Source organism: Geothrix campi (assembly GCF_024609265.1).
GTDB lineage: Bacteria > Acidobacteriota > Holophagae > Holophagales > Holophagaceae > Geothrix > Geothrix campi.
Genome location: NZ_JANHMP010000004.1, coordinates 1 through 25,761, shown reverse-complemented (window position 1 = coordinate 25,761; position 25,761 = coordinate 1). Strand labels below are relative to the sequence as shown.

Here is a 25,761-nt window from a genome sequence, read left to right as displayed (position 1 = left end):
CCTCTTGAGGATAAGGGATATGAGCCCATTGTCAATATGATCTTCCAAAAATGACTCATATTTTCTTCTTGTTTGTTGGTGTCACCAAAATGGATATGCTGACAGCCATGACGCTTCGCCCCTGCCCCACCTGCCGCACCCCCACCTCCTGGGAGGGGAACCCCTTCAAGCCCTTCTGCTCGGAGCGCTGCCAGCTCCGGGACCTCGGGGCCTGGTCCAGCGAGAGCTACCGCATTCCGGAGAAGCCCCAGGAGGAGAACGGCGAGGGCTGGACTGGCGAGGGCGAAGGGGACGCCTAGCCCGAAACCCGGGTCTGAGCCTGGGCCACGATGAAGAGCCGGCGGAACCGGAAGGGCGTCCGGCCCGACGCGTCGACCGGATAGGCCTTTCTCAGCCGGTTCCGGTAGGCCGCGAGGAAGGCCTCGCGCTCCCCGGGCTCCAGGGCCTCCAGCAGGGGTACGAGCAGGCTGCCGCGCGTCCAGGCCACCACTGGATCGGGCCCCTCCAGCCGGTGGAGGTAGTCCGTCTCCCAGATGTCGAGGGTGGCGGCACTCGGCGCGAGCCAGTCCCGGTAGGCCTCGGGCTCCGCCACGGGCTGGCGGCGAAGGAGCGGCTCGAGGCGGTCCCGCCAGGGACTTTCCTTAGCCACCGCGAAGGCCGCCTGATGGGAGGGCCGGTCGTGGTTGCGGGGCATCTGCACGGCCAGGCAGCCGCCGGGCCTGAGGAAGGCCAGCAGGCGCGGGAAGAGGGTCGCATGATCCTCCAGCCAGTGCAGGGAGGCGTTGGCGTAGAGCAGGTCCACCGGTGCCTCCGGCCGCCAATGGGCCAGGTCCGCCTGCTGCCACGCGAGCCCGGGGACCTCGGCCGCGGCTCGCGCCAACATCTCTGGAGACCCGTCCACCCCGAGCACCTGGGCCGCGGGCCAGCGGGCCTGGAGGATCCTCGTGACCTGGCCGGGACCACAGCCCAGGTCCACCACCAGGCCCGGAGCCTCCAGGGGCACCCGCGCCAGCAGGTCCAGGGCCGGGCGGAGGCGTTCGGAGCCGAAGCCGAGGTACTGGGCCGGGTCCCAGGGCATGGGCTACTTCGCCTGATGGACCTTCTTCACCATGTACCGGGGCCGGTCGCGCACTTCCTGGTAGATGCGGCCGATGTACTCGCCCAGCAGGCCGAAGGCGATGAACTGGCAGCCCACGAAGAAGAAGAGGATGGCGAAGAGGGTGAACACGCCCTGGGCCGTGCCTTCCGGGTGCAGGAAGCGGTAGGCCACCAGGCCCAGGAAGAGGACGAAGCCGACGCCAGCGGTGATGACGCCGAACACGCTGAGGGCCTGGAGGGGCAGGAGGCTGAAGCTGGTGAGCAGGTCGAACTGGAGGTTGATGAGCTTCCAGAGGCCGTACTTGCTTTCCCCGGCCGCGCGCTCGGCGTGGGCCACGGGCACCTCGGTGATGCGCTTGGCGAAGCTGTTGGCCAGCGCCGGGATGAAGCTCGACCGCTCCTTGCAGAGCAGCATGGCGTCCACCACATCGCGGCTGTAGGCCCGCAGCATGCAGCCATAGTCGTGGAGCTTCACCCCCGTGGTCTTGCGGGTCACGGCGTTGACGATCTTGCTGGGCATGGTGCGGAAGAAGCTGTCGTTGGCTTGGCGGCCCTGGCGCCAGCCGCCCACCACGTCGTAGCCCTCCTCCACCTTGGCCACGAGCTTGGGGATCTCCTCGGGGGGGTTCTGGAGGTCGGCATCCAGGGTGACGATGATCTGGCCCTTCACCTCGGCGAAGGCCCCGAAGATGGCGCTGTGCTGACCGTAGTTCCGGTTGAACTCCACCACCTTCACCCGTGGCTCGACCTTGGCGATGTCCATGAGCATGGCCAGGCTGCGATCCCGGCTGCCATCATCCGTGAGCACGATTTCCCAGGGCTTGGCCGGATCCGCGAAGTGCTCCGCCATCACCTTGGACAGGCGCTCCCACAGCGTGGGGATGTTCTCCTCCTCGTTGTAGATGGGGATGACGACGCTCAGATACGGGTCCATGGACGCTCCAAGCCTTCATTCTAGTAGGATCTAAGGCTGTCCTGGAGTCTGCCATGCCCGAGCCCAAGATCCTGCTGGTGGAAGACGAGCTCAGCCTCGCCGAGGGCATCAAGCTCAACCTGGAGATGGAGGGCCTCGCCTGCACGTGGATTCCGCGGGGCGATCAGGCCCTGAAGCAGATCCTGGCGGAGAGCTACGACCTGGTGATCCTCGACGTGATGCTGCCGGGCATGGACGGCTTCACCATCTGCGAAAAGGTGCGCGAGGCCAAGAATTTCACGCCGGTCCTCTTCCTCACGGCCAAGAACACGGACGACGACCGGGTGCACGGCTTCGAGACCGGCGCCGACGACTACCTGGGCAAGCCCTTCCAGGTGAAGGAACTGCTCCTGCGGGTGCGGGCCATTCTCCGTCGGGAAGCCTGGTACAAGAGCCGCGAGATGAGCAGCCGCCAGGCCTTCGGCCCCCACTGGGTGGACTTCGACAACTACTGCGGCGAAGGGCCCAACGGTCCCTTCCAGCTGGGCATGAAGGAGTGCATGATCCTCCGCCTGCTGATGGAGCGGCCCGGCCAGGTGGTGAGCCGGACGGACATCCTGGACAAGGTCTGGGGCGAGGACGCCTACCCCACCAGCCGCACCGTGGACAACTTCATCGTCCGCATCCGGCGTGTAATGGAGCTGGACCCGCACCACCCGCGCTGGGTTCATACCATCCGCAGCGTGGGCTACCAGTTCGATCCGGAAGGCAAGCAGCGGAAGGGCGAGGAATAGGGAAACGGGGCGCGACGCGCCCCGTTTCCCTGAGAAGAAGAGCAGAAGCTACTTGGCCGCGAACTCGCGGCTGCGGCCCTGGGCTTCGAAAGCGGCCATCTGCTCGGCGAGGCTGGCGGCCGGCGCGCCCTGCTTGACGTCCGTCAGCACCTGGCGCTTCTCGTCGCCCTTGCTGAACTTGCTCTCGCCCAGCACGGGCTCGAAGGTCGGCAGCAGGGTCAGCTCGCCCGCGGGGCCTTCGGGGGCCTTGGAGGTGGCGATGGCCTCAGCGTGGGCCAGCAGGGCCGTGCCTGGGGCGGCGCCGAGACGGCGCAGATCCAGCCAGCCGAAGCCGGGATCCCGCAGCAGGTCGAGGTCCTCGTTCTCCAGCCAGATGAGCAGGGCGTTCAGGGCCTTGGTCTGGGCGGGATCGGGCACGCTGCGCATCTTCTTCTCGCCCTTGACGTCCACCTCCTGGCGGGTGTTGTCGATCCAGGCCTGGGCCCGCTTCACCCACAGGGCCGTGATGGCCTTCTGGTTGGCAAAGCCTTCGGGCGCCTTCGGGCCCTTGGCGGCCTTGGCCTTCTTGCCCTTGGCGGGCGCTTCAGGGGCGGCCCAGGTCGGAGCCACGGCATCCACCTTGGCGTCGAAGAGCAGACCCTTGACCTTGAGGAGGCGGGCTTCTAGGCCCTTGGTCCCGGTCTTGGCGGCGGCCCGGGCGGCCGTCTGGAGTTCCTTCCAGGTGCCTTCCAGCAGGAGCTTCTTCCCGTCCGCATCGTAGAGGCCGTGGTTGGCCTGGACCTTGGCTAGGTAGGCTTCCACCGCCGGCAGGGCCGCCTTGGCCTTCTCCGGAAGCTCAGCCTTGGCCTTCACTAGGGTCTCCAGGGCATCCCGCACCTCGACGGCCTTGGGGTGGCTCCGGTAGTAGCCCAGTTCATGGGCAGACAGAGCGGCCCGGTGCAGGGTGTAGGCCAGCTTCCGCTGGCTGGGGCGGAGCTGCTCGAAGGATTTCTGCTCAGGCTGCGGCGCCGGCTTCGGCACGACCGGAGCTTCCACCTTCATCTCGGCGGGCTTGGTTTCGGGCGGAGGGGCCTGGGGCGGGACCTGGGCGGGTTCGGTGGTCGGCGCGGGAGCGGGCGCCGGGGGCGGAGGTACTGGAGGGGGTGTCTGGGCCAGGAGGCCAGAACCCACGATGACTGCCAAGACCCAGCGACGCTGCATAGGAGGCTCCTCGTTGAGGGTGCGATGAGAGGCTCCATTATGCCGCAGGGCGAAGCCTCACGCCTCGATCGGAGTCTCTAACAATTGCTCCAGGCTTTGTTTGAGTTGTTTTAGATCGAAAGGTTTACCCAGGTAGGGCACCTGGTTCGTTCCCAGGAAGTCGCGGGTCTTCGCGTCGAAGGAATCGCCTGTGGTGTAGAGGATCCGCCGCGTCATGGCGGGGCGCTGGGCCCGCAGCCACTCGAAGAGGTCCACGCCCGAAAGGCCGGGCATGCGGATATCGGAGATGACCAGATCGAAGGCACCGGCCTCGAGGCGCTGAATCGCCTCCTCGCCCCGACTGGCCGAGGTGACCTCCAGCCCCCAGACCTGAAGCGCATCCACTAGGCACTCGAGCAGGAAGGCCTCATCGTCCACCACCAGCGCCCGCCGACCCTGGAGGCCAGTGGCCGGGGCGATCGGCGCCTCCATGGCCTCGGGCGCAACCTGGAGGGGCAGCTCCATGAGGAAGGCGTTCCCCAGGCCCACCTGGCTCCGCACCGTGAGCCGGCCGCCGTGCTGGCGGGCGATGATGTGGGCCACCGGCAGACCCAGCGCCTCCGGCGTCGAGGCGGAAGCGGGGTCGAAGAGATCCGCCAGCCCGGCCTCGGGGATCGGGGGCCCCGAATCCTGGACCACCACCTGAACCTGGCCGTCCACCGCGCGGGTGGCGATGCGCAGGCGCTTGGGCGAGCTCGTGGCCATGGCCTGCAGGCCGTTCAGTACCAGGTTGGTCAGGGCCTGGCGCATCAGGACCGGGTCGAAAGGGGCCTCGGGCAGGTTGGGATCCAGGTTCAGATCCAGGGAGGCCCCCATGTGCCGAGCCTTCAATTCCACCAGGGTCACGGCCTCCTGGATCACCTTGTTCAGCTGGGTCTGGATGCGGGCGGGGGCCGGAGGATTCAGCACGGTCTGGAGGGGGTCCAGCAGGCTCTGCACCGAATCCACCGCCTTCACCAGGCGCGCCGCCTGCTCCGCCTGATGGGGGTCCAAGGCGGATTCGGAGATGAGCCGCGCCTCCAGCAGCACCGGGGTGAGCCGGTTCGAGGCTTCGTGGAAGAGCGCAGGCACCAGCCGCCCCAGAGCCTCGTGCTTCTGGGAATGAATGAGCTGGTCCTCCAGGGCCTGGGTCTGGCTGGTGTCGCGCACCAGGGCCGACACGGCGAGGACGCGATCATCGGCGCCCCGCACTGGGGCGTAGGTGATGTTGGCCGAGAAGGTCGCGCCCCCTTTGCGGACGCGCACGGTCTCCGCATCGCGGACCACCTGGCCACGGCCGACCTGATGGGCGATCTGGTCCAGTTCACCCACCAGGTGGCCAGGGGAGAGTTGGGAGATGCTGCGGCCCACGATCTCCGCCCGCGTGTAGCCGAAGATGCGCTCGGCCGCCGCGTTCCAGGTGAGGATCTTCCCATCGGGGGCGAACGATACCACCGCCTCGCCCATATTCTGGACGAGGCCCTCCAGGTACTTCCGGGTCTTCTGGTTGTCCTGGTTTACGCGATCCAACTGGGTGTAGAGCTGGCTCAACTCCTCGTTCTTCTTCTCAAGCGACTCCTTGGCCTGCTTCAGCTCGGAATAGAGCCGGGCCGTCTCCATGTTCGACTTGAGGGCGTTCTCCAGCAGCTCCTGGGGATCCGCCGCCCGGCCGGGCTGGAGGTCGGCGACGCTCACGTTGCCGTGTTTCAACACCGTCGAATCGGCGGCCGGGACGGGTTCTGCCGCGGCGGCCCCGGGGACGGCCTCCGGCGGTGTCGGAAGCTCCTGCAGGGTGGTCCGCACATTCGATTCGATGAGGGCGAGCATCTCGTCGAAGTCTTTGATCTTCTTGTCCAGATGGTACTTCTTGAAGGTGTAGGCCACGGTCTCCCGGGTGATGGCCAGGAAGGTGTCCAGCACTCCCGTGCCGCGATTGGCGATGGATTCGAAGTAGGGGACGTTGCGGAAATTCAAGCGGCGGTTCATGACCCCCACGGCCATGGCATCCGGAAGATCCCGCTTGTTGTACTGGAGGATGAAGGGGATCTGCTTGATGTTCAGGCGGTTCGCGTTGAGGTTGTGGTACAGGTTCGACAGCGAATCCACGTTGTCCTGCATCTTGGCTTCGCTCGAATCCGCCACGAAAACCACGCCGTCGGCCCCGCCCAGCACCACCCGGCGGCTCGCGTCGTACTGCACCTGCCCTGGCACGGTATAGATCTGCAGGTGGACGGAATTGCCGTAGACATAGCCCAGGTTGATGGGCAGCAGATCGAAAAAGAGGGTGCGATCCTCCTGGGTATTGACCGAAAACAATTCGCCTCGCTGGCGATCCGAACACATGGCATGCAGAGACTGGAGATTGGTCGTCTTGCCGGACAAGCCGGGCCCGTAATAGACCAGCTTGAGCAGGATCTCGTTGGCTCGGGTATTGAACTGAACCATGGGTTCGCCAGGGAAAAATGTGGAGTCAAGCCTATCACGGGGCTTCGGAAGCCAAGGGGCTACCCAGCTCTACGGCAGGTCCCGTGCTAGCATGACCTTTTTCACCTTTCCGAGGTTTTCGGCGCGATGACGGTACCGACCCATGTCGCCATCATCATCTCGGTATGCCCTGCGGACATACGCGAGGCCGCCCACGAGGAAGGCCCCGGGTCCTCCCTGGTGAGGAGCCCGCGATGACGGTACCGACCCATGTCGCCATCATCATCTCGGTATGCCCTGCGGACATACGCGAGGCCGCCCACGCGGAAGCCCCCGGGTCCTCCCTGGTGAGGAGCCCACGATGACGGTACCGACCCACGTCGCCATCATTATGGATGGCAACGGCCGTTGGGCGGCACTGCGGGGGTGGCCCCGGATCAAGGGGCACAAGGCGGGGGTGCAGGCGGTCGAGCGCATCCTGGAGGCCGCCTCGGATGCGGGCGTCCGCCACCTGAGCCTCTATGCCTTCTCCACCGAGAACTGGAAGCGCCCGCCGCTGGAAGTGGGGGCCCTCATGGCCCTCCTCCGCATGTACCTGCGCATGTTCGTCCACCAGCTCGCCAAGAAGGGCATCCGCTTCCACCACCTGGGCGCCCTGGAAGGCATGCCCGCGGGCATCCAGGCCGACATGAAGGCCCTGGAGGCGGCCACGGCGCAGAACACGGGCATGACCTTCCACCTGGCCGTGAACTACGGGTCCCGGCTCGAGTTGGCCCAGGCCGCCCGGCGCTGCGTGGAGGATGGCCTCCGCCCCGACCAGGTAGATGAGGCCGCCCTGGGCGCCCGCCTCTGGACCGCGGGCGTGCCGGATGTGGATCTGCTCATCCGCACCAGCGGCGAACACCGCATCTCCAATTTCCTACTCTGGCAGTCCGCCTACGCGGAACTCTACATGACGGACCTCCTCTGGCCGGACTTCGGCCCTGCGGAGCTGAAGGAAGCGCTCGAAGATTACGCTCAGCGCGAACGGCGCTTCGGGGGGATCTGATGGAACGAACCACGCCCAAGGTGGACACCAAGAACATGACCGTGCGCATCACCACGGCCCTCGTCTTCGGCGTCTTCTTCTTCAGCCTCCTCTGGCTCGGCGACCGGCCGTGGGCCCCCTGGACCTACCTCGCCGTCATGGCCCTCGCCACCCTCATGGGCGTGCGCGAGATGACCCTCATGGCCCGGGTCCGGGGCTTCAATCCCTCCCTGCCGGCCGGAACCCTGGTGGGCTGGGGCATCCTTGCCCACTTCTTCCTCGCCACGGGCGGCCAGGATCCCGTGCCCCTGTGGCTCGTCTTCGCCGCCGGCGCCCTGCTGATCCACTTCGGCGCCCTGTTCTTCGACCGGAAGCTGGAGGAGGCCCTGCCCAGCCAGGCCATTACCTGGCTCGGGGCGCTCTACATGGGCTTCGGGCTGGGCTTCCAGCAGAAGCTGTTCATGCTGCAGGGCACCCTGCCCAAGACCGGCAGCCGGCTCATCCTCGCCCTCTTCATCATCACCTGGTTCGGCGACACGGCCGCCTACTTCGTGGGCAGCTACCTCGGCCGCCGCAAGCTCGCCCCCCGGGTGAGTCCCAAGAAGAGCTGGGAGGGCGCCTTCGGCGGCCTGGGCGGCAACCTCCTCGGCGCTTTCCTCATGCAGGCCACGGTCTGCTCCGAGTGGTCCCTGGTGGACGTGGTGGCCCTGGGCCTGCTGCTGGGCATCGCGGGCCAGCTGGGCGACCTGGTGGAAAGCACCTGGAAACGCAGCGCCGGCGTGAAGGATTCCTGCATGGGCGTGAGCATCCCCGGCCACGGCGGCGTGCTGGACCGCGTGGACAGCCTGGTGTTCGCCGCGCCGGTGCTGTTCGCTTATGTCCACTTCGTCCACGGGTTCAATTGACGTGAGGCACCTCGCCCTCCTGGGGAGCACCGGCTCCATCGGCACCTCCACACTGGACGTGGTGCGGGCGCATCCAGACCGTCTCTCGGTGGTGGCGCTGGCCGGGGGGCGAAACCGGGAACTGCTGAAGGCCCAGTGCGAGGCCTTCCGCCCCCGCTGCGTGTCCGTGGGTTCCCAGGCCGACGCCGTCTGGCTGCGGTCGACCCTGGCCTACCGCCCGGAGGTGCACTGGGGCGATGAAGGGCTGCTGGCCTGCGCCCTGGATGCCGAGGCTGACACCGTGGTGGCCGCCATTGTGGGCAGCGCGGGGCTGACCAGCACGGAGGCCGCTCTGCGTGCCGGCCGACGGGTCTGCGTGGCCAACAAGGAATCCCTGGTGGTGGGCGGTGCCCTCATGCACGCGGCGGCGCGCGCCGGTGGCGGCGAGCTGCTGCCCGTGGACAGCGAGCATGCGGCCCTGCACCAGCTGCTGGATGGACGGGCCCCCGCCTCCATCCGCGAGGTGCGCATCACCGCCAGCGGCGGTCCCTTCCGGGACTGGCCCCTGGCCCGCATCCAGGCCGCCACGGTGGAGGAGGCCCTCAACCACCCCACCTGGAAGATGGGCCCCAAGATCACCATCGACAGCGCCACCCTGATGAACAAGGGGCTGGAGGTCATCGAGGCCTCGGTGCTCTTCGGCCTCACGGCCGACCAGGTGGCCGTCACCGTCCACCCCCAGAGCCAGGTGCACGCCATGGTGGGGTTCCATGACGGCAGCTACCACCTCCAGGTCTGCGCCAACGACATGAAGCTGCCCATCCAGTACTGCCTGCTCTACCCGGACAAGCAGGCCGGCCCCGTGGCGCCCTATCCCTGGGAGGAGGCCCGCGCCTGGACCTTCGAGGCCCCGGACCTGGAGCGCTTCCCTTGCCTGGGCCTGGCCTTCGAGGCCCTGCGGGAGGGCGGCACAGCTCCGGCCCTGCTCAATGCGGCGAACGAAGTGGCCGTGGCCGCTTTCCTCCAAGGGCACCTGGGTTTCTGGGACATCCAGGCCTGCAACCGGGACACCCTGGCCCTGATTCCCGCCGTGCCGCTGGAGTCCCTGCCCCAGGTGCTGGATGCAGATCGGGCCGCGAGGCGTCATGCTGAAGGATGGGTCCGAGCCCGGGCCTGATCTTTCGGGTGTCCATGAACCGCTTCCGCCTATCACTTTCGTTCTGCTTCGCTTTTGCCGCTGTCTCGATCGTCGCCATCAAGCTGCCGGGGGCCGGGTTCTGGGGCCCCGTGATCATGCTGGGCGGCCTCATCTTCCTCCATGAAGGAGGCCACTTCCTGGCCGCCAAGGGGATGGGCATGCCCGTGGAGGTCTTCTCCCTGGGCTTCGGCCCCCGCCTGTTTGGGTTCAAGTGGCGGGAGACCGATGTGCGTCTGTCGCTCCTGCCCCTGGGCGGCTACGTGAAGCTGGCCGGCTTCAATCCAGAAGAGCCAGGAGCCGAGGATCCCTACGGCTTCCTCCAGCAGCCCTTCGGCAAGCGCATGCTCTTCTACAGCGGCGGCATCCTCGCCAACCTGGCGACCACCCTGGTGCTGTTCGGGCTCGTGGGCGTCCATCAGGCGCGCGTCACCAAGGTGCAAGAGACCTGGACCGTGGTGGAACTCGTCGCTGGCGGCGCCGCGGAGCAGGGCGGCCTCAAGGTGGGCGACGAGCTGCGGGGCATCGGCGACCTGAGCTTCCCTGGCGCCGAGTGGGAAGCCGCCGTGGCCTACATCCAGGCCCATCCGGGCCAGGCCGTGCCCTTCCGCCTCACCCGTGACGGCAAGCCCATGGAATTCCCCCTCACGCCCCGCGCTGAAGGCGGCAAGGGCCGCCTGGGGTTCATGCCGCTGCCCGTGGCCACACCGCTGGAATTCCGCCCCTTCCAGGCGGGCGACGTCCTCACCGGGGGCCGCTACGCCGCGGAGACCTCCTGGCGCCTCACGGGTCAGGTCTTCGGCTTCCTCAAGCGCCTCGTCACCTTCCAGGCCAAGAGCGCCGAAGTGGCCGGCCCCATCGGCATCATCCGCCAGGGCAGCCGCGCCGCCCAGCACGGCTGGGAGACCTTCCTGTTCATGTGCGCCGCCATCAGCCTGCAGCTGGCCATCCTCAACGCCCTGCCCATTCCGGCCCTGGATGGCGGCCACATGGCGCTGCTGGCCTTCGAGAAGCTTCGCCGCAAAGACCTCACCATCGAACTGAAGGAGAAGATCCTCACGGGCGGCTTCGTCCTGCTGGCCTCCCTCATGGCCTTGGTGATCTTCCTGGACCTGCTGAAGCTGCGGAAGTAGGCGCTACTCCTCCTCTTCCTTCGAGTCCTTCGGCTCCTTCGGCGCCTCCACCACGACCTTGGCCTTGAGCTGCTGTCCGGCGGCCTCCAGGGTGAGGGTGTAGTCGCCAGGGAGAACGAAGGGGCGCCGGCCCGCGGGCAGGCCCGGCCGGGTGGCCGGATCCACCTGCAGGTCCCAGTCCACGCGGCCAAGCCCGACCCCGGCCTTCAGGCTCCAGACACGCTGTACGGCCTCCTGACTGTCGCGCAACGTCAGGGTGACGGCACCGGCCTGGGCCAGATGGAACCAGAAGCTGCAGGGCTCGGGCTCACGCGTGCTGAACCAGCCCGGACGATCCTGCTTCCACCAGGCCTGGGCTTTCACCTTGGCCGGCTCGAACAGGTGGGCGGCCTGGGCGCGGAGCTCCGGCGTGAGCAGCTCCAGGGCTCCGATGGGCGCCACGAAGGCGCTGCGGCCATGGGTACCCACCACCAGATCCTTCGCCTTGGGCTGGATGGCAAGGTCGTGCACGGGCACGTGGGGCAGGTCGCGCCCCAGCACGTCCCAGCGCTGGCCGCCGTCCAGGGAGGCGAACAGGCCGAAGTCCGAGCCCACGAAGAGCAGCTTCGGATTCGCGGGATCCTCGCGGATCACGTTGAGGTTTTCCGCCGGCAGGTTGCCTTTGATGGACACCCAGGTCGCGCCATTGTCCGTGGTCCTGAACACGAGGGCCTCGCTGGCGTCGTTGCGGTAGGCGCTGAAGGTGGCGTAGGCCGTGCCCTCGTCGTGGGCGCTGGCTTCCACACGCGTCACCCAGCGGTCCTTTGGCAGGCCTTTGTCGGCGCGCTTCCAGGTGAAGCCGCCGTCCCGGCTCACGTGCACCAGGCCGTCGTCCGTGCCCGCGTACAGCAGGCCGAAGCGCCTGGGGCTCTCCGCCAGGGTGGTGATCGTGCCGAAGGGCACGTCGCCCACCTTGGGGTTCGTGGTGAGGTCGCCGCTGATGGCGGTCCAGGTGGCGCCCCGGTCCAGGCTGCGGAGTACCCGCTGGGTGCCGGTGTACAGGATGTCGGGGCTGTGCGGGGACATCAGGATGGGCGTCATCCAGTTGAAGCGGTAGGGCGGTTCCTTCAGCTTGTGGGTGGGTCGGATGGCCGTGCGGCCCGACTTCTCCAGGCGGCTCATGTGGCCGAACTGGCTTTCGGTGTAGATCGTGGCGGGATCCCGGGGATCCACCTGCACGAAGCCGCCGTCGCCGCCGTAGATGGCGCGCCAAGTGTCGGTCTGCTGGTTCGGCTTCAGGGGCGTGGCCGGACCCGTCATCACGCCGTTGTCCTGGAGCCCGCCGTAGATGCGGTAGGGCTCCGCGCGGTCCGTGGTGATGGCGTAGAACTGGCCTACGGGCAGGTTCTTCACGTTGCGCCAGGTGCCGCCGCCATCCGTGGAGACGTTCAGCCCGCCATCGTTGCCCAGCACCAGGCGGCGGCCGTCCCGGGGATCGATCCAGAGGGCGTGGTGATCTGGATGCATGACGCTCCAGTCGTCGCCATTGATGCCCTTGAAGGTACGGCCCCCATCCTCGCTCTGGATGGCGGGCATGCCCAGCAGATAGACCTTGCGGTCATTGGTGGGATCCACTCGCACCTGGCCGAAGTAGTAGCCGTAGGTGTAGGTGAACTGGTCCAGGCGGCCTTCGTGGGTCTTCTGCCAGGTGGTCCCACCATCGGCCGTGGCATACAGCTCGGGCCCGATGATGTTGGTGTCGAACAGGGCTTGGTCCGCGTCGCCCAGCCAGGTCAGCAGATCCTTCACCGTCACCTTGCCCGCCTTCAGATCCGCCAGGAGGCCTTCGGCCGTCACATCCTTGGGGTAGCCGTTCTCCTTGAGGAAGGCCTTCAGGTGCTTGGGCTCCACCTTGGCCAGGGCCGCCTCGTCCAGGGTGCGGAGGCGCTTGGCCGTGAGCTTGTCCGGATCCTCAAAGGGATCCTTCTCGCTGTCGGGCCTCAGGGCCTGGTTGTCCACGAAGGCATAGAGCTTCTTCGGATCCTGGTGACTCTGGGCCAGGCCCATGCGACCCAGGCCTTCGCCCCGGGGCAGGCCGCCCTCCAGGCGGACCCAGTGCTGGCCGCCATCCGTGGTCTTGAACAGGCCCGAACCCGGGCCGCTCTCCAGGAAGTTCCACGGCTTGCGATCCTTCTCCCAGATCGTCGCGTAGAGGGTGTCCGGGTCGGCGGCGTCCATGAGCAGGTCCGCGGCGCCCGCGCGGGCCGGGGCCTTCAGGACCTGGGCCCAGGTCTTTCCACCATCCACCGTCTTGAAGATGCCCCGTTCGCCGCCCTCGGTGTAGAGCGGCCCCTGGGCGGCCACGTAGGCCACGTCCGGGTTCGTCGGGTGGGGTGTGATCCGCGCGATGCGGTGGCTGTCCGCCAGCCCCGTGGCCTGCCAGGACTTGCCACCATCCAGGGAGCGGAACACGCCGGCCCCGGCGTACGAACTGCGGCTGGCGTTGGCCTCCCCGGTGCCGAGCCAGATCACCCTGGGCACGCCTGGCGCCCCCCACACCACAGCCACGTCGCCCAAGGCGATGGCGGGGCCATGGTCGAAGAGGGGCGTCCAGGTGGCGCCTTCGGTATCCGTCCACCACAGGCCGCCCGTGGCGAAGGCGGCGAGCCAGTGCTGGGGCGCCCGGTCGTCCACCGCCAGGGCCACTACGCGGCCCCCCTGGCCCATGGGGCCCACGTTGCGGAGGGGCACGGCGGCGAAGGGCGTGGCGGCTTCCATCGCCGTCCGCTGTTCGAAGGCCTGCTGGCGGGCGGCGGGCCCGGGCGTCGCCACCCTGGGATGGAAGGCGGCGGCCTCCTGGAGCTTGGTGAGGGGTGCCTCGCCTGCCACGAGCAGGAGGGGGAGCAGGGCCAGGCAGGCGGATCGCATATAAGCCTCGTGTCGTGAGGCCAGGATAGCCGGAACGGGCGGCCTCAGGGCTGGACGGCGCCCGCGGATGCTTCGGTTCCGGCGCGGGGGAAGAGCACCCGGAAGGTGGTGCCCCGACCGGGGGCGGTCTCCAGCTGGAGGGCCCCCTGGTGTTGGCGGACGATCCCTCGGACCATGGCCAACCCCAGCCCGGTGCCGTGGCCCGAGGGTTTGGTGGTGAAGAAGGGCTCGAAGATGCTGGCCTGAACCTCGAGCGCGATGCCGCTCCCGGTGTCCGACACCTGGATCCCCGCGTACTGGCCGGACCCCGGCTCGGTCCAGTCCGCACAGTCCCTTTCGCGGAGGGTCCAGTTGGCGGTTGCCAGCGTGATCTGGCCCGGGCCCTGGATCGCATCGCGGGCATTGACCACCAGGTTCGTCAACACCTGCTCGAGCTGGAGGCGATCCACCCAGGCGGCCCACAGCTCCCCGCCGGGTTGCCAGGTGAGCTCGATGCCCTCGCCCACCAACCGCCCGAGCACGGGCAGCAGGTCCGCCACGGCCTGGTTGAAGTCCAAGGCCTGCGGGGCCGAGGGCTGACGGCGGGCGAAGCCCAGCATCCTGGCGGTGAGCTCCGCCGAGTGCCGGGCGGCCTTGACGATCTCCTCGAGGTGCCTGCGCTCGGGCCGGCCTTCCTCCATCTGGTAGAGGGCCAGGTCCGCGTTCGAGAGGATCACGCTCAGCATGTTGTTGTAGTCATGGGCCACGCCGCCGGCGAAGCGGCCGAGGGATTCCAGCTTCTGCGCCTCGAAGAGCTGGGCCTGGAGCTTCGCCCGCTCCTTGGAGTGGCTGTCCTGCAGGGTGATGTCGCGCCCGATGCCCAGCACGCCCACGAGGACGCCGGACTGATCCACCATGGGCGTCTTCAGCGTCTCGATGAGGACTCGGGCGCCGCCCTCCGCCAGGGTGATCCATTCCTCGTTCACTCGGGGTTCCCCGGCCGCCATGGCCTCTCGATCCTTCTGACGGAAGAAGTCCGCCTGCTCCTTCGGCACGAAGTCGTAGTCGGTCTTGCCCAGGATCTCCGATTCCCGGGAGCCGAAGAACCGCTCGAAGGCCGGGTTGCAGGCGAGGTAGACGCCCTGCGGGTCCTTCAGCCACACCAGGTCCGGGATGGTGTGGATCAGGGTGCGGAGCTGGGCCTTCCGGCTGGCCACGCCGGCCACCAGACGCTTCACCATGTAGAACAGCAGGAGGGCGGTCACGGTCACGAAGACCCAGCCCTTGAGGATGCTCAGGCCGGTCATCCATCCCGGATCCGGCGCCAGGGCCTGCACGAGGCGGTCCGAGAGCAGGATCCACACGCCGGAAAGCGCGGCGTAGGTCAGCGCGATCTTCGCGGCGCCGGCGGTGGCGGCCTCTGGCGGCGAGGGTTGGCTCGGGCTGGCTTGGGGCATGGGGAGGTCCGCCTGCTCAAGAGCCTAGCCTGGATCCCCCTCCCGGCCGCAAGCCCTTCTCCGTGTTTCCCCGGCGTGGCACGACCGGCTCGGGGCCGGCATCCAAGGAGGCGTCACCCCAGGAGCTCCATGCGTCTCACTTCGTCCCTCGCGCCCACCTTGGCCCTGTTCACGGCCCTCTCCCTCCCCGCCGCCGAAAGGAAGGTCCCCATGTCCCTGCACGAGATCACCCTCCCCACCCTGGCTGGCAAACCGCAGTCCCTGGCCGCCTACAAAGGCAAGGTCGTGCTGGCCGTGAACGTGGCCAGCGAGTGCGGCTTCACGCCCCAGTACGCGGGCTTGCAGAAGCTCTACACCGAGTACAAGGATCGCGGCCTGGTGATCCTGGGCTTCCCCTGCAACCAGTTCGGCGCCCAGGAGCCCGGCACCGCCACCCAGATCGAGTCGTTCTGCCAGACGAACTACGGCGTGACCTTTCCCCTCTTCGAGAAGCTCGACGTGAAGGGCGCACACCAGGCCCCGGTGTACCAGTTCCTCACCGCCAAGCATGGCGAGCCCGCCTGGAACTTCCACAAGTACCTCGTCGGCAAGGACGGACAGGTGATCGCCGCCTTCCCCAGCAAGGTCGCCCCCGACAGCCCCGAGCTGAAGGCCGCCCTCGAAGCGGCGCTGAAGTAGCTATTTCGTCGCGATGATGGCTGCCGGCGGCGCCTCCCGCATCTCGAGGTAGAGCGCCTTCACGCCGTTGATGAGGAACTGCATGGCCACGGCCGCCAGGATGAGGCCCATGAGCTTGTTCACCACCTTGGTGCCGATGGCGCCGAGGCGCGCGAACACCACCGGGGCCTTGCGCAGGAAGAGGTAGACGATCCAGGTGTTCAGGAGGATGGCCAGGAGCACCACGCCGTACTCCAGCCAGCTGATGCCCGCGATCATGCCCATCACCGTGGAGAGTGTGCCGGGGCCGGCCACCAGCGGGATGCCGAAGGGGATGATGGCGAAATCCTCGGGCAGCTTGCGGCTGGCCTCGGCCTTCTCGTCCTCGGTGCTGCGCTCGCGGGGATCCTCGCCGTAGAGCATGGCGATGGCCCGGTACAGCACCAGCACGCCGCCCACGAAGCGCATGGCCAGGGCCGTGAAGCCGAAGAGGCTGAACATGAACTGGCCCACCAGGGCGAAGGCCAGCATGGCGGCGCCCGCCGTGAGGGCGGCCTTCTTCGCGCTGCGGCGCAGGGCCGGCGCCTCCATCCCCGCGGTGGCGCTGGCGAAGATCGCCGCGGCGCTGATGGGGTTCAGCACCGAGAACAGCGAGGTCGCCACACCGAGGGCGAAAGACAAGGTGGGCAGGGGGCCGAGGTGGGGCATGGCCTACTGTAGCCGCTAGGGCCTGTTTTCAAAGGGGGACGTGGCCACGCAAGGGGCGCCGCCCAAGCGAGGCAAGGAAAGCGACGAAGGCGATGGTGGACCCATCGTCGAGGAGCTTGACGCAGCATCGCGCCGGGCGCCGCCCCTTGCCCTCCGGGACGATGGCCAGCCGCACCCCTGGCTGCGTTGCCAGCCTCGAACGATGTCCCGCATCGCCCTTCGGCCGGCGCCTTGCCATGGGCGCGGCTGGACACCGTCGCGGCGGCGTCCCCCTTTGAAAACAGGCCCTAAACTTCTCCCATGCGCGACCTCGAGGCCCTCCGGGAGCAGCACCAGCGGCGTCTGGCCTGGATGCCCTGGCTGTATTTCGCCCTCAAGCCGCGCCACCGCGCCTGGGCGGAGGCCTGGCAAGCCGAGGTGCAGGCCCGACTCCTGGCCCAGGAAACGGTGACCCTCGGAACCGGCTGCTTCATCGCCCCGGATGCCGCCATCTTCGGCGAGCCCGGCCGCGGCGTGGTGATGGGAGATCGCTGTGCCATCGCCGCCCAGGCCTTCCTCCATGGGCCGCTGATCTTGGGGCATGACGTCAGCGTGAACTCCGGCGCCCGGCTGGATGGCGGCCGCAGGGGTCTCATCATCGGCGACGGCACCCGCATCGCCAGCGGCGCGGCCCTCTACGCCTTCGACCACGGCCTGAAGCCGGACCGGGACATCCGGGATCAGCCCGTGCGCTCCCGGGGCATCCGAATCGGCCGCGACGTGTGGATCGGAGCCAATGCCGGCATCACGGACGGCCTCACCATCGGCGACCACGCCGTGGTGGCCATGGGCGCCGTGGTGACAAAGGATGTGCCGGACTGGGCCATCGTGGCCGGCGTGCCCGCAGTCGTCGTGGGGGACCGGCGGGAGTGCTGAGATCGTGTCGCCCCCTGCCACGCCGCGCTGCCAGGATGTTGCATTTCGCGTGGCGGCAAGCCTACGTCGGATCGCCAATAGTCCTGATTGCTTGAATTCCAGGTCTGGCATGGGTCGTGAACCCTCTCGGCCATGGGGTGGCGACACCCTGCACCCCGAAGGAGGTTCCATGCGCCGTCTGGTCCCGCTTGCCCTCGTGACCCTCTCGGTCTTCCCCCTGTCCGCCCATGGCCGTTGGCGCGGCCCCCGTCGCGTGGTGATCGAGCGCGATGCCTGCCGGGGCGCCTACCGCCACTGGGATGACGAGGACTGGGATCACCGCGACCGCGTCTACTACCGGAACGATGACCGCCGCTACGACTGCGATGGGGAGGACCGTGTGATCCTCCGAGAGCGGGTCGTTCTCAGGCCGCTTCCCCGTCCCCTGCCACCGCCGTTCCAGGGCCGCGTGGAGCTCTGGATCCGCTGACCCCGGGCGGATTCGACAGCCGGTGTCCAGAGCCCTGCGGCAATCTGGAGGGGATCCGCCCGGGCCGTTCAGACATTTTTTCGCCTCCAGGTCTTGACTTACACGAAAAAAAGACGAATATCGTATGAACGGGACAGACGGAGCCCCCCATGCGGACCTCTCTTCACAGTTTCGGCTACAAGTTCAGCGGCTACTTCATGGAGTACGGCCCCCTCGAGGCCGAAAGCCTGGACGCCGCCAAGGCACAAATCCGCCAGCGCCTGGGTGTGAATCGCCTTCCTCAGGGCCTCCAGGTCTGGGACCTGGCCGAGCGGCCCATCACCCGCTGGCGGGTGGCCACGGCCAGCTGACGGGCTTCAGGCCTGCCGGGCGTTCCGGGCCTTCCACCAGACCTGGCCTTCGGCCACATCCCGGGTGATCTGGGCGCGCAGCTCGTCCACCGAGGCGAACCGCGCCTCGCCGCGGATGCGGTGCAGGAAGCGCAGCTGCAACCGGGCGCCATAGAGGTCGGCCTCGAACTCCGGCAGATGGGTTTCCACCGTGAGCCGCTTGCCTTCGAAGGTGGGCTTCTCGCCCACGTTGGTGAGGCCCAGGCGCGCGCCCGCGTGGGGCGGCAGGTGGTGCGGGAGGAGGACCTCCGTGACATAGACGCCGTAGGCCGGCAGCTGTTCCTGCTCCCAGGCCAGGTTCGCCGTGGGAAAGCCCAGGTGGCGGCCCCGCCGGTCGCCTTCCACCACCACGCCCGTCAGGGTGTAGGGATGGCCCAGCAATTCCGTGGCGGTTTCCACCTCTCCGCGATCCAGGGCCTCCCGGATGCGCGTGCTGGACAGCCTCCCGCCATCGGGGGCGCGCAGGGCCAGGGTGTGCACCGCGCAGCCGTGCTCCGCGCCCCAGGCCTCCAGGGTCTCCACCGTGCCGCTGCGGTCGCGGCCGAAACAGAAGGCGCGCCCCACGTGGAGCTCCACGGGCGACAGCGCGCGGCGCATGCCGTCGAGGAAGGCCGCGGGGCTCAACTCCGAGAAGGCGCGACTGAAGGGGATCACCCAGGCCAGGTCCATGCCCTCGACGGCGAAGGCCTCCAGCCGCTGCTCCAGGGTCATCAGGAGCTTCGGCCGGCGCTGGGGGGCCACCACCACCGTGGGATGCGGATCGAAGGTGACCACCGCCGCCCGCAACCCGGCCGCCCGGGCCCGGCCGGCGGCGATCCGCAGCAATTCCCGGTGGCCCGCATGCACGCCATCGAAGTTGCCCAGGGTGGCCACGAAGGGGCCGGAGACCGGGGCCGCTTCCAGCGCGTGGTGCCACACCTCCATCATTCGGCCCCGCCCTGCTCCACGGGCCAGGCCAGGCTGGCCACCACAGCCCCACCCAGGATGGCCGCGATGACCAGCAGGCTGTACTGCACGGGGATGTGCACCCATTCCGCGACGCACATCTTCACGCCCACGAAGGCCAGCACCATGGCCAGGCCCGTCTTCAGCCGGTGGAACCGGTCCATCATCTTGGCCAGCAGGAAGTAGAGGCTCCGCAGGCCCAGGATGGCGAAGATGTTCGAGGTGTAGACCACGAAGGGGTCCCGGCTCACGGCCAGCACCGCCGGGATGGAATCCACCGCGAAGACCAGGTCCGTCACCTCGATGGTGATGAGCACCAGCAGCATGGGGGTGGCGAAGCGGCGGCCGTTCTTGTACGACCAGAAGTGCTCGTGGCCGCCCTTCTCGTCATAGGGCACGAACCGGCGGAAGGCTCTCACCAGGGGGTTCTGCGTGGGGTCGGGATCCTCGCCCTTCACCAGCAGCATCTTCACGCCCGTGTATAGGAGGAAGCCCCCGAAGACGTACATCATCCATTCGAAGCGGTTCAGCAGGGCCGTGCCGGCGAGGATCATCCCGGCGCGCATGACCAGGGCCCCCAGCACGCCCCAGAACAGCACGCGATGCTGGTGCCGCAGGTCCACCTGGAAACTCTGGAACACCAGGACGAAGACGAAGAGGTTGTCCACGCTGAGGGATTTCTCCAGCACGTACCCCGTGAACCACTCCAGCCCCTTCTGGGTGCCCTCCGCCTGGAAGATCACCCCGTTGAAGATGAGGGCCAGGGTGATCCAGACCGTGCTCCAGACCGCCGCCTCCCGCATGCTGGGGGCGTGAATCTTCCGGTTGAACACCCCCAGATCCAGCGTGAGCATCAGGAACACGAAGGCGTGAAAGCCCCCCCAGGCCCACCAGGGAGCGGCTTGCAGCAGAGCGTCGACCAAGGGTCCTCCAGAACATCCAGCTTATCGAACGCGGGAAGCCCCCCGGCCGGAGGATCCTGAATTCCCCGTGGAAGGCGCAGGAATTCCCCGTGGGAAGATGATCTCCGTGAGCCGCCCCCGCCTCTTCCTCGATGCCGCCCTCCTCGATCCCCAGGCCCCTGCCGCGGAGAACCTCGCGGTGCCCCTGGGCGCCGAGGCCGCCCGGCACCTGCGGGCCCTGCGCCTGCAGGCCGGCGACGCCCTGGAGCTGGTGCTGGGTGATCAACCCTGGACGGCGGATCTGGCGGAGCTGGACCGGGGCCACGCCCTGGCTCGTCTGGTGGCCCCCCTCCACGAGGACCGGGAGCCGCCCATCCCCCTCCAGGCCTGCCTGCCCCTGCCCGTGCAACTCAGCCTCTTCGACGAGTGGCTGCCGCCCCTGGTGGAGCTGGGCGCCACCCTGATCCAGCCCGTGGTCTACGCCCGCAGCGAGTACGATCCCGCCAAGACCGCCGCCCGCCTGGAGCGCTGGGCCCGGCTCATCCAGGCCGCCTGCGAACAGAGCCACCGCAGCCGCCGCCCCGAGCTGCGGGCGCCCATCCCCTTCGCGGCCCTGGCCGCCTGGGAGGCTCCCCAGAAGTGGGTGGCCTACGAGCTGGCCACGGGCCAGGCGAACCCCGAGCTGCGCCACGACCCCCTGGCCTTCACCTGCGGGCCCGAGGGAGGTATCACCGACGCCGAGTACGCCGCCCTGGCCGCGGCCGGTTGGCGACCCGTGAGCCTGGGCCGCAGCATCCTGCGGGCCGTCACCGCCCCCGTGGCCCTGCTGGGGGCCGTGCAGTTCGAGCTGGGGAGGTCCGCCGTTCCCACTTCGGGCCCTGCTTCCAGCGAACCCCGTGTTACGAGGTAGACTGGAGCTCCCCTCCGGAGCCTCCATGCGTGTCCTGCCATCCCTCCTGGCCGCGATCCCCCTCCTCGCCCAAGCGCCGCCGCCGGTCCTAGAGGGTCCCTTGCGCGCCCACCTCGCCTTCCTGGCGGATGATCTGCTGGAGGGCCGGGGCACCGGCCAGCGCGGCGCCGACCTGACCGTGCGCTACCTGGAGACCGAGCTGCAGGCCCTGGGCCTGCGGCCCACGAACGGTCCCTCGTACCGCCAGCCCGTGCCCCTGCTGGGCCTGCGCACCCTGACCGGCCGCAGCACCCTCAGCTTCCTGGGGGGCGGCGCCTGCGCCACCCCGGCGTTCGGAACGGAGATTGTCTACGGCGCCGGCACCGCGAAGGCCGATCAGACCTTCGACGCGCCCGTGGTGTTCGCGGGCTTCGGCATCCACTCGCCCGCGGACCACTGGGACGACTTCAAGGGCGTGGACCTCAAGGGCAAGGTCCTGCTCGTCCTGGTGAACGAGCCCGCCCCCACCGCCGAGGAGCCGAATCTGTTCGAAGGCCCCGACCTCAGCTACTTCGGCCGGTGGACCTACAAGTTCGAGGAGGCCGCCCGCCAGGGTGCCGCCGGCATCCTGCTGGTCCACACCACGGCCGCCGCCAGCTACGGCTGGCCCGTGGTGCGCAATGGTTGGGATGCCGAGCGCTTCCAGTTGGCCCAGGGACCCGAGGGCACGCCCCTCCAGGGTTGGGTCACCGAGGCCGTCGCCCGGGCCCTGGTGAAGCAGGGCGGGCAAGATCTGGATGCCCTGCGCGCTCAGGCCCTGCGCCGCGATTTCCGGCCCGTCCCCCTGGACCTGCACCTCAAGGGCACCCTGCAGAGCGCCGTGCGGACCGTCGAGCAGTTCAACGTGGCAGGCGTGGTCCCCGGCTCGGATCCGACCCTGAAAGACGAGGTCGTGATCTACTCGGCCCACTGGGACCACCTGGGCAAGGGCACCCCTCCGGCCGGGGACGGCCATCCCGGTCACGAGGCCGATGGCATCTACAACGGCGCCGTGGACAACGCCTCGGGCTGCGCGGCCCTGCTGGCCATGGCCCAGGCCGCCCACCACGCCCCCGCGAAGCGCAGCCAGATGTTCCTCTTCGTATGCGGGGAGGAGCAGGGCCTGCTGGGCTCCAAGGCCTACGCCGCCGCCCCCCTCTGGCCCCTGGCGAAGACCGCGGCCGACCTCAACCTGGACAGCCTCAACTTCGTGGCCCCCACCCGGGATATCGGCCTGCCCTTCGCCAACCGCAGCACCCTGGGCGACCTGGGCCTCGCCGTGGCCAAAGCCGCCGGCCTCGCCGTTGCCCCGCCCCGCGCCGACACCGGCGGCGGCTACTTCCGCTCGGACCACTACAGCTTCGTACAGGCGGGCGTGCCCGCCCTGTCCGTGGGCGGCGGCCGCGACTACCAGGGCGCCGATCCCGCCGCCTTGAAGGCCAAGGCCGCCGCCTACGGCCACCGCTACCACCAGGTGACCGACGAATACGACCCCGCCTGGGACCTGCGCGGCATGGTGCAGCAGGCCCAGTTCACCTTCGACCTCGGCCAGGCCGTCGCCAACGCCCCCACCAAGCCCACCTTCAAAGCCGCCCGCTAACCTCATCCCCAGGCCCCCACCCCCCTCCCCGTACTGCCCATTTTCCGTCTGCCTATCCAAAGGCCCCGTTAAATAGCTCTGCGGTAAAATCAGCAGTTACACCCATCTCAAAACGGATTAGGCGGATTACGAACATCTTCGTCCCCGCCGTCCAAATCTAGTTAGGCTCACCGAACATGCATTTTGACTTTGCCCTCAAAACAGTCGTCGCCGGGGCCATCGCATTCGGGGTGGGCATCTTCGCACTATTCATCAGTCGTCGCTGGTTCAACCAGGGGTTTGTGCCGTACCTCGGCCAGAAAGTCGATCGAGCCACCCAACCTGTTCTTTTCTGGGTCCGCCTTGGGTTCATCGCTATCTGCGGGTGTACCCTAATCATTAGCTCCTTCATGTTCCTGTTTTTTGGGTTCGTCCGCGGTAGAGCCTAACCCTCCGCTCAAGTCGGACCCCGCCTGCATTGCCTTCCGCTCTCTCTCAACATTTCGCTACCTCGGCTCCGCTCATCGCCTCGGTGCAGGCGGTGCCGCTTAGCTGCATTCGTTAGGCGATTCCTCGGGGTTCACCCCATGTCACACGGAGAGATCCAATGACGACAGACATAGATGAAGTTAAAGAAATAATCGCAAGAAGTGGAAACTCTTTTCACAGTAAAGTATTGAAGCACCTCCGAGATAAGAAATGGACCGTGTTGATAAGCCCCTACTACAATGATAATATATCTGGTAAACCAAGAGAAATTGACTTGGTTGCGGAAAAATTATTTGATATGAAAGATATGTTTTCGAATTTTAGCGGGTATGTGAATGTTCGTCTATTTATTGAATGCAAATACATTCCTCAAAAAACTGTATTTTGGTTTCATGATATTGATGATGAGCAATCTGCGATTCTTCTTGAACAAAAATTTCATTGTAGAAGAGACAATTTTGAAACCAAGAAACATCATTACAAAACTAGCAAACAGGTTGCGAAATTATTCGCAGATGAAAAATCTAAAACCGGAGATAACGAAATTTTTTATAAAGCATTAAATCAAAGTCTCAACGGGATGGTTAATTATAGATCCAAACCGACCATAATCAGGAACCCTCGAAATCAAGAAAAATACATCAAATGCACTTTGAATTATCCAATCATTGTATGCAATAGCTTTGATAACCTTTATGGAGTACAAATTGAAACAGAAGCTGATCCATATCACTTACAAGATAATTTTCAGCTTGAAGTCAATTACGCTTATATCAATCAACAAAACATCAATTTAAATGAATATTTTTTGCTAGATGTCGTCAATTTTTCACGATTTGATGATTTCCTAGAATCAATAAAGGTCGATTCGGATCTTGCGGCTTTCTTCTTGAACCCAGGTTGAGAATCGCCTAACCCTCCGCTCAACTCGGACCCCGCCTGTATTACCTTTCGCTCTCTCTCAACTTCTCGCTTCCTCGGCTCCGCTCATCGCTTCGGTGCAGGCGGGGCCGGTTAGCTTCATTCGTTAGGTGTTCAAATGTTCAACTCACCAGTTCAAACCCCACCCGCCTTAAGCACTCGGATCGGTGCAAAAGCGCTCATCTTGTTTACTATCATTTCTTCCGTGAATTGTGCTCCTCAAGCAAACAAGCCGTTAATCGAAGAGCCGTCCAAAATGACTGCAACTATCAATCGGTCCTCTATTTTGTCCTTTACCCCAATACCCGATATTCACCGAAAGGAAGGAGCACCAAAAATTACAGGTTATGCAGTAATCAAACTAATCGTCGATTCCGATGGGAACCCCACTGAACTGAAACCAATTTCCGGTAATCCCGAACTACAACCATACGCAATGGAATGGATTAAGAAGGTCAAATTTCACCCCGCCAAAATAATTACATCAACTCATCCAGAAGGGATAATGCTGGGTGCTTACGTTCACATGAAAATAACGTGGGGAAAAGAATCAAATAACTTCGATATATTGTAATCACTTTATATAGTGCCACCCAGAACACCTAACCCTTAGCTCAACTCGGACCCCGCCTGCATTGCCTTTCGCTCTCTCTCAGCTTCCCGCTTCCTCGGCTTCGTTCATCGCCTCGGTGGTGCAGGCGAGGCCGGTTAGCTTCTTTCGTTAGGTCGCTCAGCACTGAGGCCCTATGAAAATGAAACCCGCATTCCTCGCCTACCTCCTTGCCATTTCCGGCACCACCGACTTCATCCTTGTCGTCGCCATTGTTTTCAACGCAGTAACCCACGGCGTCAAAAATCACCCTGTCGCAATCTCTCTGTTTGCCTTCACCATTCTCCTGTTCCTGCTCTCGGGCTTTTTTGCTATTCGAATGGCAACCCATGGCCGGGGGTTACCTTTCACCAAGCCCATACTCCTGATCGCCTCTGTAGTTCATGTTGTGCTTGGCTTGCTTATCCAACTCGGCCCTGGTGCCTTATATCTCATTACGGCATTGGTCCTTATTGGTACGGTCTATTTCCTTAGCTCATTCAAAATTCCAAAGGCGCCTATCCAAGCGACCTAACCCTTAGCTCAACTCGGACCCCGCCTGCATTGCCTTCCGCTCTCTCTCATCTCCCTGCTTCCTCGGCTCCGCTCAGTGCCTCGGTGCAGGCGGGTCCGGTTAGCTTCATTCGTTAGGCAGCTCACATGTGGATGAACCCCCGTCTTCGTTGGATCTGGTTAGCACTGAATCTCTGCGGAATGGGTGTCTACCTTTGGCTTGCCTCAGCCCTGTGGGTTAAACCAGGAACCGAAGGTGAGCCCGGTGGTCCAGGTGATGCCTTCTATTGGCTCTTTCTCCTCGTTCCAATCCTTGGCTCATTCCTCATCCTGGATTTAGCCACGCTGTTCGTGATCCTCTTCCAACGTCGAGGGTTTGCACTGAAAGTTGCGCTCGCCTGGTGGGCTGCAACGGCGGTTCTGTGGATCTCAGTGGTTGCGTTTGACCACCACAAGGCGTTCAGAGTCATCTCGCCCGAGTACAGCTGCCTAACCCCCAGCTCAACTCGGACCCCGCCTGCACGAGCCGCCAGTCCCTCTCAACTTCTCGCTACCTCGGCTCCGTTCGTCGCCTCGGTGCAGGCGGGGCTGGTTAGCTTCTTTCGTTAGGCCGACGTGGGCGGGCTCGGCACAACGCTTTCTGGTCTGACTTCCCCAAGGTCCCGTCGCGCTAAAGTGGATTACTCCATCTCCGTCACTTCCCGCTGGCCCAGGCTTTCCGTTCGTCC

At 66.0% G+C, this 25,761-nt stretch carries 23 protein-coding genes; 14 read left to right on the top strand and 9 right to left on the bottom strand.

Annotated features, from left to right (window positions below; genetic code table 11):
- The first annotated feature begins 107 nt into the window (after window positions 1-107).
- Window positions 108-299 carry a DNA gyrase inhibitor YacG gene (locus NOV65_RS14550; protein WP_257307329.1) on the top strand — a complete coding sequence of 64 codons (192 nt, stop codon included), beginning with the start codon at window positions 108-110 and terminating at the stop codon, window positions 297-299.
- Here the strand turns inward: NOV65_RS14550 and NOV65_RS14545 are convergent.
- Complete coding sequence (locus NOV65_RS14545; protein ID WP_306672171.1) at window positions 296-1,078, bottom strand: methyltransferase domain-containing protein; 783 nt, start codon at window positions 1,076-1,078, stop codon at window positions 296-298. The two genes, NOV65_RS14550 and NOV65_RS14545, sit on opposite strands and share 4 nt — an antisense overlap.
- A gap of 3 nt (window positions 1,079-1,081) precedes the next feature.
- Window positions 1,082-2,032 (bottom strand): glycosyltransferase, encoded by a 951-nt coding sequence (locus NOV65_RS14540; RefSeq protein WP_257307327.1) that lies wholly within the window; start codon window positions 2,030-2,032, stop codon window positions 1,082-1,084.
- A gap of 53 nt (window positions 2,033-2,085) precedes the next feature.
- Between NOV65_RS14540 and NOV65_RS14535 the strand changes: the two genes are divergently transcribed.
- Window positions 2,086-2,805: a response regulator transcription factor gene (locus NOV65_RS14535; protein WP_257307325.1), complete on the top strand. Its 720-nt coding sequence runs from the start codon at window positions 2,086-2,088 to the stop codon at window positions 2,803-2,805.
- Window positions 2,806-2,853: 48 nt separating this feature from the next.
- Here the strand turns inward: NOV65_RS14535 and NOV65_RS14530 are convergent, their stop codons facing one another.
- Window positions 2,854-4,005, bottom strand: coding sequence for a hypothetical protein (locus tag NOV65_RS14530; protein WP_257307323.1), 1,152 nt, complete (start codon window positions 4,003-4,005; stop codon window positions 2,854-2,856).
- 57 nt (window positions 4,006-4,062) lie between these two features.
- Window positions 4,063-6,468: a response regulator gene (locus NOV65_RS14525; protein WP_257307322.1), complete on the bottom strand. Its 2,406-nt coding sequence runs from the start codon at window positions 6,466-6,468 to the stop codon at window positions 4,063-4,065.
- Between the two features lie 340 nt (window positions 6,469-6,808).
- Between NOV65_RS14525 and uppS the strand changes: the two genes are divergently transcribed.
- The 4 genes from uppS to NOV65_RS14505 are packed head-to-tail and all read left to right on the top strand — an operon-like array spanning window position 6,809 to window position 10,686.
- A complete protein-coding gene (gene uppS, locus NOV65_RS14520) occupies window positions 6,809-7,495 on the top strand; it encodes a polyprenyl diphosphate synthase (protein ID WP_257307321.1) in 687 nt (228 codons plus the stop codon).
- Complete coding sequence (locus NOV65_RS14515) at window positions 7,495-8,379, top strand: phosphatidate cytidylyltransferase (RefSeq protein ID WP_257307320.1); 885 nt, start codon at window positions 7,495-7,497, stop codon at window positions 8,377-8,379. The genes uppS and NOV65_RS14515 overlap by 1 nt, the downstream gene beginning before the upstream one ends.
- Window position 8,380: 1 nt before the next feature.
- On the top strand, window positions 8,381-9,535 hold the full coding sequence (gene dxr / locus NOV65_RS14510) for a 1-deoxy-D-xylulose-5-phosphate reductoisomerase (protein WP_257307319.1): 1,155 nt from the start codon (window positions 8,381-8,383) through the stop codon (window positions 9,533-9,535).
- 14 nt (window positions 9,536-9,549) lie between these two features.
- On the top strand, window positions 9,550-10,686 hold the full coding sequence (locus NOV65_RS14505; RefSeq protein ID WP_257307317.1) for a M50 family metallopeptidase: 1,137 nt from the start codon (window positions 9,550-9,552) through the stop codon (window positions 10,684-10,686).
- Between the two features lie 3 nt (window positions 10,687-10,689).
- Here NOV65_RS14505 and NOV65_RS14500 read toward each other — a convergent pair whose 3' ends face one another.
- Window positions 10,690-13,593, bottom strand: a complete 2,904-nt coding sequence (locus tag NOV65_RS14500) for a WD40/YVTN/BNR-like repeat-containing protein (RefSeq protein WP_257307316.1) — start codon at window positions 13,591-13,593, stop codon at window positions 10,690-10,692.
- A gap of 44 nt (window positions 13,594-13,637) precedes the next feature.
- Entirely contained in the window at window positions 13,638-15,029 is a 1,392-nt protein-coding gene (locus tag NOV65_RS14495) for a two-component system sensor histidine kinase NtrB (RefSeq protein WP_257307315.1), read from the bottom strand.
- A gap of 129 nt (window positions 15,030-15,158) precedes the next feature.
- Between NOV65_RS14495 and NOV65_RS14490 the strand changes: the two genes are divergently transcribed.
- On the top strand, window positions 15,159-15,707 hold the full coding sequence (locus NOV65_RS14490) for a glutathione peroxidase (RefSeq protein ID WP_257307314.1): 549 nt from the start codon (window positions 15,159-15,161) through the stop codon (window positions 15,705-15,707).
- On the opposite strand, the gene NOV65_RS14485 is transcribed toward NOV65_RS14490, so the two are convergent.
- Complete coding sequence (locus NOV65_RS14485) at window positions 15,708-16,394, bottom strand: MarC family protein (protein ID WP_257307312.1); 687 nt, start codon at window positions 16,392-16,394, stop codon at window positions 15,708-15,710. It lies immediately after the preceding gene.
- Window positions 16,395-16,694: 300 nt separating this feature from the next.
- Between NOV65_RS14485 and NOV65_RS14480 the strand changes: the two genes are divergently transcribed.
- The 3 genes from NOV65_RS14480 to NOV65_RS14470 all read left to right on the top strand — a co-directional run bounded on the left by NOV65_RS14480 (window position 16,695) and on the right by NOV65_RS14470 (window position 18,128).
- Window positions 16,695-17,309, top strand: coding sequence for an acyltransferase (locus tag NOV65_RS14480; protein ID WP_257307311.1), 615 nt, complete (start codon window positions 16,695-16,697; stop codon window positions 17,307-17,309).
- Window positions 17,310-17,478: 169 nt separating this feature from the next.
- Window positions 17,479-17,778: a hypothetical protein gene (locus NOV65_RS14475; RefSeq protein WP_257307309.1), complete on the top strand. Its 300-nt coding sequence runs from the start codon at window positions 17,479-17,481 to the stop codon at window positions 17,776-17,778.
- A gap of 149 nt (window positions 17,779-17,927) precedes the next feature.
- Complete coding sequence (locus NOV65_RS14470; RefSeq protein WP_257307308.1) at window positions 17,928-18,128, top strand: hypothetical protein; 201 nt, start codon at window positions 17,928-17,930, stop codon at window positions 18,126-18,128.
- 6 nt (window positions 18,129-18,134) lie between these two features.
- Here the strand turns inward: NOV65_RS14470 and NOV65_RS14465 are convergent, their stop codons facing one another.
- Window positions 18,135-19,094 carry a bifunctional riboflavin kinase/FAD synthetase gene (locus NOV65_RS14465; protein WP_257307306.1) on the bottom strand — a complete coding sequence of 320 codons (960 nt, stop codon included), beginning with the start codon at window positions 19,092-19,094 and terminating at the stop codon, window positions 18,135-18,137.
- On the bottom strand, window positions 19,091-20,035 hold the full coding sequence (locus NOV65_RS14460) for a TerC family protein (RefSeq protein WP_257307304.1): 945 nt from the start codon (window positions 20,033-20,035) through the stop codon (window positions 19,091-19,093). Before NOV65_RS14460 ends, NOV65_RS14465 begins: the two co-directional genes overlap by 4 nt.
- 106 nt (window positions 20,036-20,141) lie before the next feature.
- Here NOV65_RS14460 and NOV65_RS14455 point away from each other — a divergent pair, with 106 nt between their 5' ends.
- From NOV65_RS14455 to NOV65_RS14440, 4 genes are all read left to right on the top strand, one after another.
- Window positions 20,142-20,924, top strand: a complete 783-nt coding sequence (locus NOV65_RS14455; protein WP_257307303.1) for an RsmE family RNA methyltransferase — start codon at window positions 20,142-20,144, stop codon at window positions 20,922-20,924.
- Between the two features lie 25 nt (window positions 20,925-20,949).
- A complete protein-coding gene (locus tag NOV65_RS14450; protein WP_257307301.1) occupies window positions 20,950-22,542 on the top strand; it encodes a M28 family peptidase in 1,593 nt (530 codons plus the stop codon).
- Window positions 22,543-23,128: 586 nt separating this feature from the next.
- Complete coding sequence (locus tag NOV65_RS14445; RefSeq protein ID WP_257307299.1) at window positions 23,129-23,914, top strand: hypothetical protein; 786 nt, start codon at window positions 23,129-23,131, stop codon at window positions 23,912-23,914.
- A 763-nt stretch (window positions 23,915-24,677) separates the two neighbouring features.
- Window positions 24,678-25,055: a hypothetical protein gene (locus tag NOV65_RS14440; protein ID WP_257307298.1), complete on the top strand. Its 378-nt coding sequence runs from the start codon at window positions 24,678-24,680 to the stop codon at window positions 25,053-25,055.
- The last annotated feature ends 706 nt before the right edge of the window (window positions 25,056-25,761 follow it).

Excerpts from the sequence above, each read along its gene's own strand:
- NOV65_RS14550 (WP_257307329.1), top strand. The coding sequence starts at position 108 with ATGACGCTTCGCCCCTGCCCCACCTGCCGCACCCCCACCTCCTGGGAG.
- NOV65_RS14545 (WP_306672171.1), bottom strand. The coding sequence starts at position 1,078 with ATGCCCTGGGACCCGGCCCAGTACCTCGGCTTCGGCTCCGAACGCCTC.
- NOV65_RS14540 (WP_257307327.1), bottom strand. The coding sequence starts at position 2,032 with ATGGACCCGTATCTGAGCGTCGTCATCCCCATCTACAACGAGGAGGAG.
- NOV65_RS14535 (WP_257307325.1), top strand. The coding sequence starts at position 2,086 with ATGCCCGAGCCCAAGATCCTGCTGGTGGAAGACGAGCTCAGCCTCGCC.
- NOV65_RS14530 (WP_257307323.1), bottom strand. The coding sequence starts at position 4,005 with ATGCAGCGTCGCTGGGTCTTGGCAGTCATCGTGGGTTCTGGCCTCCTG.
- NOV65_RS14525 (WP_257307322.1), bottom strand. The coding sequence starts at position 6,468 with ATGGTTCAGTTCAATACCCGAGCCAACGAGATCCTGCTCAAGCTGGTC.
- uppS (WP_257307321.1), top strand. The coding sequence starts at position 6,809 with ATGACGGTACCGACCCACGTCGCCATCATTATGGATGGCAACGGCCGT.
- NOV65_RS14515 (WP_257307320.1), top strand. The coding sequence starts at position 7,495 with ATGGAACGAACCACGCCCAAGGTGGACACCAAGAACATGACCGTGCGC.
- NOV65_RS14505 (WP_257307317.1), top strand. The coding sequence starts at position 9,550 with ATGAACCGCTTCCGCCTATCACTTTCGTTCTGCTTCGCTTTTGCCGCT.
- NOV65_RS14500 (WP_257307316.1), bottom strand. The coding sequence starts at position 13,593 with ATGCGATCCGCCTGCCTGGCCCTGCTCCCCCTCCTGCTCGTGGCAGGC.
- NOV65_RS14495 (WP_257307315.1), bottom strand. The coding sequence starts at position 15,029 with ATGCCCCAAGCCAGCCCGAGCCAACCCTCGCCGCCAGAGGCCGCCACC.
- NOV65_RS14490 (WP_257307314.1), top strand. The coding sequence starts at position 15,159 with ATGCGTCTCACTTCGTCCCTCGCGCCCACCTTGGCCCTGTTCACGGCC.
- NOV65_RS14485 (WP_257307312.1), bottom strand. The coding sequence starts at position 16,394 with ATGCCCCACCTCGGCCCCCTGCCCACCTTGTCTTTCGCCCTCGGTGTG.
- NOV65_RS14480 (WP_257307311.1), top strand. The coding sequence starts at position 16,695 with ATGCGCGACCTCGAGGCCCTCCGGGAGCAGCACCAGCGGCGTCTGGCC.
- NOV65_RS14475 (WP_257307309.1), top strand. The coding sequence starts at position 17,479 with ATGCGCCGTCTGGTCCCGCTTGCCCTCGTGACCCTCTCGGTCTTCCCC.
- NOV65_RS14470 (WP_257307308.1), top strand. The coding sequence starts at position 17,928 with ATGCGGACCTCTCTTCACAGTTTCGGCTACAAGTTCAGCGGCTACTTC.
- NOV65_RS14465 (WP_257307306.1), bottom strand. The coding sequence starts at position 19,094 with ATGATGGAGGTGTGGCACCACGCGCTGGAAGCGGCCCCGGTCTCCGGC.
- NOV65_RS14450 (WP_257307301.1), top strand. The coding sequence starts at position 20,950 with ATGCGTGTCCTGCCATCCCTCCTGGCCGCGATCCCCCTCCTCGCCCAA.
- NOV65_RS14445 (WP_257307299.1), top strand. The coding sequence starts at position 23,129 with ATGACGACAGACATAGATGAAGTTAAAGAAATAATCGCAAGAAGTGGA.
- NOV65_RS14440 (WP_257307298.1), top strand. The coding sequence starts at position 24,678 with ATGAAAATGAAACCCGCATTCCTCGCCTACCTCCTTGCCATTTCCGGC.